This is a genomic window from Ectobacillus funiculus, assembly GCF_004138295.1.
GTDB classification, from domain to species: domain Bacteria; phylum Bacillota; class Bacilli; order Bacillales; family Bacillaceae_G; genus Ectobacillus; species Ectobacillus funiculus.
This window is the reverse complement of record NZ_SCFM01000014.1, coordinates 149,859-157,763: the sequence shown is the minus strand read 5'-3', so window position 1 is coordinate 157,763 and position 7,905 is coordinate 149,859. Positions and strand designations below refer to the sequence as shown.

Sequence of the window (7,905 nt, the reverse complement as noted above, 5' to 3'; positions counted from 1 at the left end):
CGCTTTATTTCACTGTAAGAAAGTATAACTTTTCGCAGTGGTGTCTAGCTCCCAAGGCCCAAAATGGCAGACTCCAGGCTGAACCTCTGCAAAAGGCAAAAAGCGCCTTTTACTCCGTTCCACCCCTACGTTGCCATAAAAGGCGGGCCTTGTCCGCTTTTCTTATTTCAAAAGCCGTTTCTTCACATCATGAATAAATACAACAAAATACTCCTAAGCTCATTACTTCTTTTTCATCATGAACGTCCATAAAAAAGCTAACGATTGCTTAAGTTCCTCCGATAAGCCATGCAGATGCTGCTCCTTCACCTCCCGCTTATACACACCTTGTCCATCCAAAGGAATAAAACCATTCTCTGTTGCAAGCTTCTTAAATTCCCAGGGCATCATCGTATTGCAAATGACAGACTCCCCGTACAAGCGGCGATAGCTATTGATACGCGGCATTGCAGTCGGTCCTAAAATGGCAACGCAAGCATAACCGCCTGGCTTTAGTACCCGATTTACTTCTATCCACGCCTCTAGCGGCCGCTCGGTCCATTCTAGGGAATTAATTGCTATAATGGAATCAAAGGATTCTGCCTCGAATGGAAGCCTCGCCAAATCAGCCTGCACAAATGATAGCCCCTTCATGTTTCCACGCTCTTTTGCCATTTCAATCATTCGTTCCGACAAATCTGTTCCGTACGCTGTGTATCCTGCCTGACTGAGTTTATATGTAGCATATCCGTCCCCACAGCCAACATCAAGAACTGATGCCCCGCTGGGAACATGTTTTTGAAAAAACGGAAGAATAGTACTCCGGCTCCCGCTATCCCACATACTTTGGCTGCTTTGATTCCAGCTGTCAGCCCTTTCATCCCATTGCCGCTTAGCCTCACTATGCCAGTTAAAATCGCTCATACTTGTCCCACCTTTTATCTTTTTACTGAACTATTCTACAAAATACGAACCAATCCCTATATGCAGCTCTCTAAAGCATTGTAGCTAATTCAAAATACAGCCAATAGGTAACATATTCATATAAAAGAAGAAAATGGCGTTCATCATCCACCGATGAATGTGCACAATAAAAACACCTCCACTTGAAAGTGAGGGATTTCCATTGAGAAAACGCACACACCACTTAAAAAGCGGAAAGAAGCAGGAGGAATATGCAGTTGAACTAGCGCCGCAGCATATGCAGCGCAGCGCAGAAGGAGAGCGAGCAAATACAGGCGTAGTTGTAGGATATATCGGATTGTTTTTAGCACTGTTTTCTATCGCACTGTATCCGATTGTTTTCGGTTCTCTTTCCATCCTTATGGGACTATTAGCTGTCAACTACGGCTCGAAAACACTTGGCTATACAGCAATTGGCTTTGGCGCCTTCTCCGTATTGTTCAGCATTTTGTATCCGCTTCTTTCGTCCGTTTAATAACACCAAAAAACACACCAAGCTAATCGCTTGGTGTGTTAGTTAGACCGATTATGTCGCAAAAGGGAGATAGTCCTACTGCTTTCCTTATACATATCGACGCCAATTAGCCCGCTTTTTCAATAGATGTATTAAAAAACATATGAAACATTCCAAACGCACGTGTTGTTGTTTTCATATCTCTTTCCCCTTGAAATGTTTTTTCAATCACCATAAAAAATACACGATTCTGCAGCTTTGTTTCAATTAATTCCAGCTTCTCCCCTGTATTCTCTTGTACACAAGCAAAATCCTCCCCGCTGCATCTAATCTTCTCTTGCTTCTCTAGATAATGATTGTAATCAGCTTCAGTCGGACGCGTTAAAATTGCAATAGCAACAAGAACAAGTGTAACGAAACCAACATACAAAAAAACTTTATTCATCCCGCGATTCCCCTTTGTCAGGCGAAAAATAAAACTTGACTAAACAGTCAAGTTTTTCAATCCGTCATCCATTTCCATTCTTGATCTTTTTTATCAAATAAAAGAACTCCCTGTTCAACAGCCTCTTCTCGAAGCTGTACGATATTCTCAAAAATTTCGTCCATATTCTCATATGAACCTACAACGTATACTGGAATCTCAAGTCCCCGCTTTGATTCTTCTTTATGTACAAGATCGATCAACAAGCCGTCTTCCGTTAACGGTATAAGTTGCTCCATTACTTCTCGTGCAATGGCTGGGTACATTTTAGTCTTTTGAAATAACATAAACTTTCTTTTTCCGAACAAGCCTAGCTTGTATGGAACAATTTTACTCAGCGCCGCCGCAAAATCCGGGAGCCTTCTGTAATATACCTTGTTATACCAACCATCATCATGAGACAAGTACACATACTTATTTTTTAACAATGGAAAAAACGGTTTGCCAATGGGTTCTTTTTTATGTGCTAAATATAAAAGCTCAGCAATTTCCATCGGATCTAGTTCATCCAGGTCATGTATATCATGAAAATCGACCCAACAAAATTCACCGAATTGCTCTACATCTGCTGAGATAAGATTTGGAATATTCTCCTCTTCTACAAACTCCAAAAGAGTATGGTAATTGATATCCGTCCATTCGAAGTCGTGCTTTAAAAGAAGGAGATTATGGAGTGGAGAAGGAATATTGCTAGCAAATTCCCTAAAGGTAATGCCAGATGTTAAAAAGCAATGATTACGTCGATCTCCGTTAATATAAATAATATCTTTTCTTTGGTCAGATCCTCCAGACAAAGCACCTAGCCACCTTTGTGTAATATGTTTCAATTCATCTTCTTATTCTATCATGAAAATTTTTTGAAACATAGACAAACTGCCGCAAAGAGTTAAATTTCCCTATTACGTTTTCATGATATTTATTACATTATGATTACAATAAAGAAAACTCGCTGATTGGCGAGCCCTGCCCTTGGGCGAAGACAGAAGCGTAGCTGCACTTACACTGTATTCCTAAAATTTCCGGCTACGTCGAATAACTTCCGGCTGGAAATTTATCCTTTTCTACAGTGAAAAAGCCTGTGAGCTTCACAGGCACTTTTACATCAAATCATTTCCATTTGTATGCTGTGATTGCACTCCAGTTGTTTGCGAGGCCTGATTCCCCTGCTGCGCTGATGAACTATTTTTGCTAAACATTGTTTGCAATTTGTCTAATGTTTGCGGGGCTAAATCAATTACTTTCTCTGCAAGATGCGTTGTATTTTGCAGGTGTAAAATATTAATACCATCACTGTTTACAACAAGAAAAGCAACTGGAGTGATGGATACCCCCCCTGCGCTTCCGCCGCCGAACGCAGCCTCTGCTTCTCGCGTTCCGTTTCCATTAGTGGAAAAATCACTTCCCCCCGCACCAAAGCCAAACGCTACCTTGGAAACAGTCAGTACAACACCACCGTCTGCTGTTTGCACTGGTTCTCCTATAATTGTATTTACATCTACCATTTCCTTTAAATTTTCCATTGCCGCCTTCATAAGCCCTTGAATCGGGTGTTCCATATGTAAGCCCCTCCTTCTGTTCATTCTTCTCATAGTTTTTCCTAAAAACTTGGAAGTAAACATATATTTTACAATTGCTTCTCCCCTTTCTTCTATCAGTGTAAATAAAGAAAACTCGCCGATTGGCAAGCCCTGCTCTTGGGCGAAGACAGAGGCGTAGTTGCACTTATACTGTATTCCTAAAATTCCCCACTACGTCGAATGAACTTCTAGCTGGGAATTTATACTTTCTTACAGTGTAAAGAAAACTCGCCGATTGGCAAGCCCTGCTCTTGGGCGAAGACAGAGGCGTAGTTGCACTTATACTGTATTCCTAAAATTCCCCACTACGTCGAATGAACTTCTAGCTGGGAATTTATACTTTCTTACAGTGTAAAGAAAACTCGCCGATTGGCAAGCCCTGCTCTTGGGCGAAGACAGAGGCGTAGTTGCACTTATACTGTATTCCTAAAATTCCCCACTACGTCGAATGAACTTCTAGCTGGGAATTTATACTTTCTTACAGTGTAAAGAAAACTCGCCGATTGGCAAGCCCTGCTCTTGGGCGAAGACAGAGGCGTAGTTGCACTTATACTGTATTCCTAAAATTCCCCACTACGTCGAATGAACTTCTAGCTGGGAATTTATACTTTCTTACAGTGTAAAGAAAACTCGCCGATTGGCAAGCCCTGCTCTTGGGCGAAGACAGAGGCGTAGTTGCACTTATACTGTATTCCTAAAATTCCCCACTACGTCGAATGAACTTCGAGCTGAGAATTTATACTTTCTTACAGTGTAAAGAAAACTCGCCGATTGGCGAGCCCTGCCTTTGGGCGAAGACCGAGGTGTAGCCCTACTTATACTGTATTCCTAAAATTTCCGACTACGTCGAATTGTCTTCCAGCTGAAAATTTATACTTTCCTACAGTGAAACAAAAAGAACCCGTAATTCTCGGGTTCTCTCATCCTTACTTCCCCTTTTCCTTAAACAGTTCTCCAAGCGCTCCTAAACTGCCTAAGGTTTCAACTGCGTTAGATGGGATAAACACTTTATTAGCAGGACCTTTTGCCACTTCATTTAACGCCTCAAACGATTTATAAGCAAGAATTTGCTCTGTCAAACCTGCTTCCTTTAGAAGACGAATCCGATTCTGCTCTGCCTGTGCAATGGCTTCAATAGCTCTTGCTTCACCAAGCGCCTCAAGCTCCTTCGCCTGGCGAACCCCCTCCGCCTCACGAATGCGAGCTTCTCGATCTCCCTCTGCGATAAGAATTTTACTTTGCTTATCCCCTTCTGCACGCAATACCATATCTTGTTTGGCAGCCTCTGCTTCTAGAATAATAGCGCGTTTGTTGCGCTCTGCCTTCATTTGTTTTTCCATGGATACCTGGACATCCTTTGGGGGATTTATATCAACAACCTCAACGCGCTCAATACGGACGCCCCATTTTTCCGTTGCTTCATCTAAAGCAAGACGAATTTCTGCTGAAATTTTCTCGCGACCAGACAGCGTTTCATCGAGCTCCATATTACCAATGATTTGACGCATAGTAGCTGTCGTAATATTGCGAACGCCGTTTACATAATTGGAAATACCATATGTCGCTTGTTCCGGGTCAATTACTTGATAGAAAATAATCGTATCAATTTCAACTTGTACGTTATCTTTCGTAATAACCTTTTGCGGCGGAACATTCGTTTGTTGAATACGTAAATCATGATACACACGTACGCGGTCGATAATAGGTACAAGAATGTTTAATCCTGGGTTCATTAAACGATTAAACTTACCGAGACGCTCAACGACGCCAACCTGCTGTTGCGGAATAATTTTAACAGTAAGCACTGCAAATACAACAACAATAATGATAAGTACTATAGATAGAATTACTCCAACCATGATGAATCACGTTCCCTTCTGACATATAATACAGTGCTTCGTCTCTCAACGACTTTTACTTTTTCTCCATGACGGATGTGTTCGTCTGCTGTGGCACTCCACACATCCCCGCCAATTTTCACAATGCCATTTGCTTGCTCCGTAATATCCTGTGTCACAACTGCTGTTTTTCCAACTAAAGCATCTACTGCATCCTTATATCCCTTTCCCATCCGAAAGTGCTGCGAAATGCGCTTCGATCCTAAGATAAGCAGCAAGCTGACAATAGAAGCTGCAATGACTTGCACAAACAGAGATTCTGGCGCAGCAAGGGCTGCCACTGCACCGAACAATGCACCCACACCAAGCCAAAGTAAGTAAAAGGTAAGTGTCAGCATTTCTGCAATGAATAGGCAGCCTGCAATTATAAGCCATACGACCCATCCTGCCAACCTACATCGCCCCTTTCTCTCCCCAAACCTTCCTCCCTATTATGTATATGAATCTCACAAACAAGAAATTTACAAACAGTACAAAATGTTATGTTATCCATTAAACTATGCTTCTGACTCATATGCAAAAAGGAGGACTTCCTTTTATAAATAAGCAAAATACTGTTATTCTTCATATTTCCGGCAAATCCCTCTATTTTTTTGTTTTTTCACACAAAAAAGCAATACCTCTCAAAGGCATTGCTTTTTATTTATAGGTTTAAGCGGATCCGCTACGTATCAATAGTTTAATATGAAACTGCCCTCGTATATGGCTTTTCCAATAGATGAGTGTAAGCTCCCTGTCTGTCTACTAAAAGACGAGGACATTTGTCGATATGCATCCACGTATAAGAAAGTACACACCCATTATTTTTCCCATCATGCTCTAGTGAATGCTCCCATACATCCACGGAACTTTCCGAAAGGGCCACGTGATAAAAGTGCCGCTTCTGATATTCATTTTTGTCTTTCACATGTATAAGCTCGTCGGCCACAAGATGTCCGAGAGAGACCTGCCGCAAACCAGACTCCTCCTGAATTTTGCGAAGCAATGCATCCTCAAGTGTTTCCCCTTGTCTAACTGTTCCACCTGGTACTCGTACACCTGCTTCTGGGACGCCCTGATGCGTACAGATGAGCAATTGTGTTTGTCCTTCCTTTTCTCGCGTGATGTAAGCATATACCTTCTTTTTGTACAATTCCTTCATCCCCTGCTTCTCCCCCTTCTACATATATGCCAGTTACTTCTTCGGCATGACTTCCTCTAATGTAAGACGATGCTCATACAAATACGTCGCATGTGGATTCCCTACGTACCGGATATGCCATGGCTCATATGTATAGCCTGTTACAGCAGTTTTATCCTTTGGATATCGAATGATAAATCCAAATTCGTGAGCATGACGAGCAAGCCATTGCCCCTCTTTCACCTTTTCGAAAGCAGGCGTTACCTCAAACTTAACAGATTGTGCTGTAAGATCAACAGCCAGTCCGGTCTGATGCTCACTCGTTCCAGGCGAAGCACTGGATGCCGCAGCTGCTGCTTCCCCCTCTGTTCGTCTGTACATCGTATGCAAAGCCTTCTGCCGATCATAGGAGCGAAACGCAGACACAGCAAATAAATATATACCATCCTGCTCCGCTCCTTTAAATAAATTCTCCAAAGAGGCCGCTGCTTCCTTTCTCATTTTCATTTTTTCTTTATCTCCATCAAAAGAAAAGCGCACATTTGGTATGGTTAGATCATTTGGAACATAAAAATCCGGGAGCTTTCGTTCTTTATTCACAAGAACGAGGATAGAATCAGGATTGTTGACTACATCTATCGCCCCCTCACGCTTTTCCACAGTGGACCAATAGCTCGGAAACAGTTGCTTTGATGCATCTTCATCAGAAGCATGAAAATAAATAGCAGGATTCTTCCATAGAGTCATCGCAATTGCCGCTACAAGTAAAACGCCGGAGATTGAAAAGAGATAGTGTCTTCTCATTACACCTGCTGCTAAAAACAAAAACAAATGGAATGATTGATTCGTGCTGGCACTTCCTGCCCCGATAAACCCCAGCCTCACCGCTTGCTGCTATCGTTTGCTTGGTTCTCCGCAGGCTTGAAGCGTTCCAATGATTCCTCTTTGTTTTTATACGTTTTTAGAGCAATGTCACCACCTTTCTTTTTCGATTCATGTTTCCGGCTTATTCTCCTTTGCCGTCGCTTCAATAATACTTTTAACAGAGTTTCCGGAAAGAAGTCCCCCTCCTCAAGGAATAAGAAGGGCGTAGCCCAATGAGTAGGTGGGGGATGAATTTCCGGTAGGCACAAGCCTACAAGACCGAGAATTGCCAGTTGTTATTTTCATGGGTATGGCAATTTGTGCAAGCCGTAATCAAATTGGATGATGCATTGCTACCATCATGGCTTCTGTCGATGATATGGTGCGTTTGTAAAATTCCACCTTTTTTCTTACAGACTTGGCAAGTATAGTTGTCCCTCACAAAGACAAAGTATCGTACATCGTGATATCCAAAAGTATCACCTTCTTGATACTCCTTGTCCTGAATGTCTGATGACCATGAAAAACCTTCAAATTGTTTACATAATTAAATTATTGTCTATTTT

General features: G+C 42.0%; 10 protein-coding genes. 1 reads left to right on the top strand and 9 read right to left on the bottom strand.

The features are described 5' to 3' along the window. Positions 1-222 precede the first annotated feature (222 nt). Positions 223-921 (bottom strand): class I SAM-dependent methyltransferase, encoded by a 699-nt coding sequence (locus tag EP737_RS12100; protein ID WP_205650928.1) that lies wholly within the window; start codon positions 919-921, stop codon positions 223-225. Between the two features lie 184 nt (positions 922-1,105). Between EP737_RS12100 and EP737_RS12095 the strand changes: the two genes are divergently transcribed. Next, on the top strand, positions 1,106-1,417 hold the full coding sequence (locus tag EP737_RS12095) for a permease (protein ID WP_425455889.1): 312 nt from the start codon (positions 1,106-1,108) through the stop codon (positions 1,415-1,417). Between the two features lie 106 nt (positions 1,418-1,523). Here EP737_RS12095 and EP737_RS12090 read toward each other — a convergent pair whose 3' ends face one another. From EP737_RS12090 to EP737_RS12055, 8 genes are all read right to left on the bottom strand, one after another. Further along, complete coding sequence (locus EP737_RS12090) at positions 1,524-1,841, bottom strand: hypothetical protein (protein WP_129728226.1); 318 nt, start codon at positions 1,839-1,841, stop codon at positions 1,524-1,526. Between the two features lie 56 nt (positions 1,842-1,897). Continuing rightward, positions 1,898-2,674, bottom strand: coding sequence for an oxalate:formate antiporter (locus EP737_RS12085; protein ID WP_129728225.1), 777 nt, complete (start codon positions 2,672-2,674; stop codon positions 1,898-1,900). 303 nt (positions 2,675-2,977) lie between these two features. After that, positions 2,978-3,436, bottom strand: a complete 459-nt coding sequence (gene ytfJ, locus EP737_RS12080) for a GerW family sporulation protein (RefSeq protein WP_129728224.1) — start codon at positions 3,434-3,436, stop codon at positions 2,978-2,980. A gap of 947 nt (positions 3,437-4,383) precedes the next feature. Next, complete coding sequence (locus tag EP737_RS12075) at positions 4,384-5,316, bottom strand: SPFH domain-containing protein (protein WP_129728223.1); 933 nt, start codon at positions 5,314-5,316, stop codon at positions 4,384-4,386. Then, entirely contained in the window at positions 5,304-5,747 is a 444-nt protein-coding gene (locus tag EP737_RS12070) for an NfeD family protein (protein WP_129728222.1), read from the bottom strand. The genes EP737_RS12075 and EP737_RS12070 overlap by 13 nt, the downstream gene beginning before the upstream one ends. Positions 5,748-6,034: 287 nt before the next feature. Continuing rightward, entirely contained in the window at positions 6,035-6,496 is a 462-nt protein-coding gene (locus EP737_RS12065) for an NUDIX hydrolase (RefSeq protein WP_129728221.1), read from the bottom strand. Between the two features lie 33 nt (positions 6,497-6,529). Then, complete coding sequence (locus EP737_RS12060) at positions 6,530-7,279, bottom strand: M15 family metallopeptidase (RefSeq protein WP_425455890.1); 750 nt, start codon at positions 7,277-7,279, stop codon at positions 6,530-6,532. Between the two features lie 331 nt (positions 7,280-7,610). Continuing rightward, complete coding sequence (locus EP737_RS12055; RefSeq protein ID WP_246040238.1) at positions 7,611-7,781, bottom strand: HNH endonuclease; 171 nt, start codon at positions 7,779-7,781, stop codon at positions 7,611-7,613. Between the last annotated feature and the right edge of the window lie 124 nt (positions 7,782-7,905).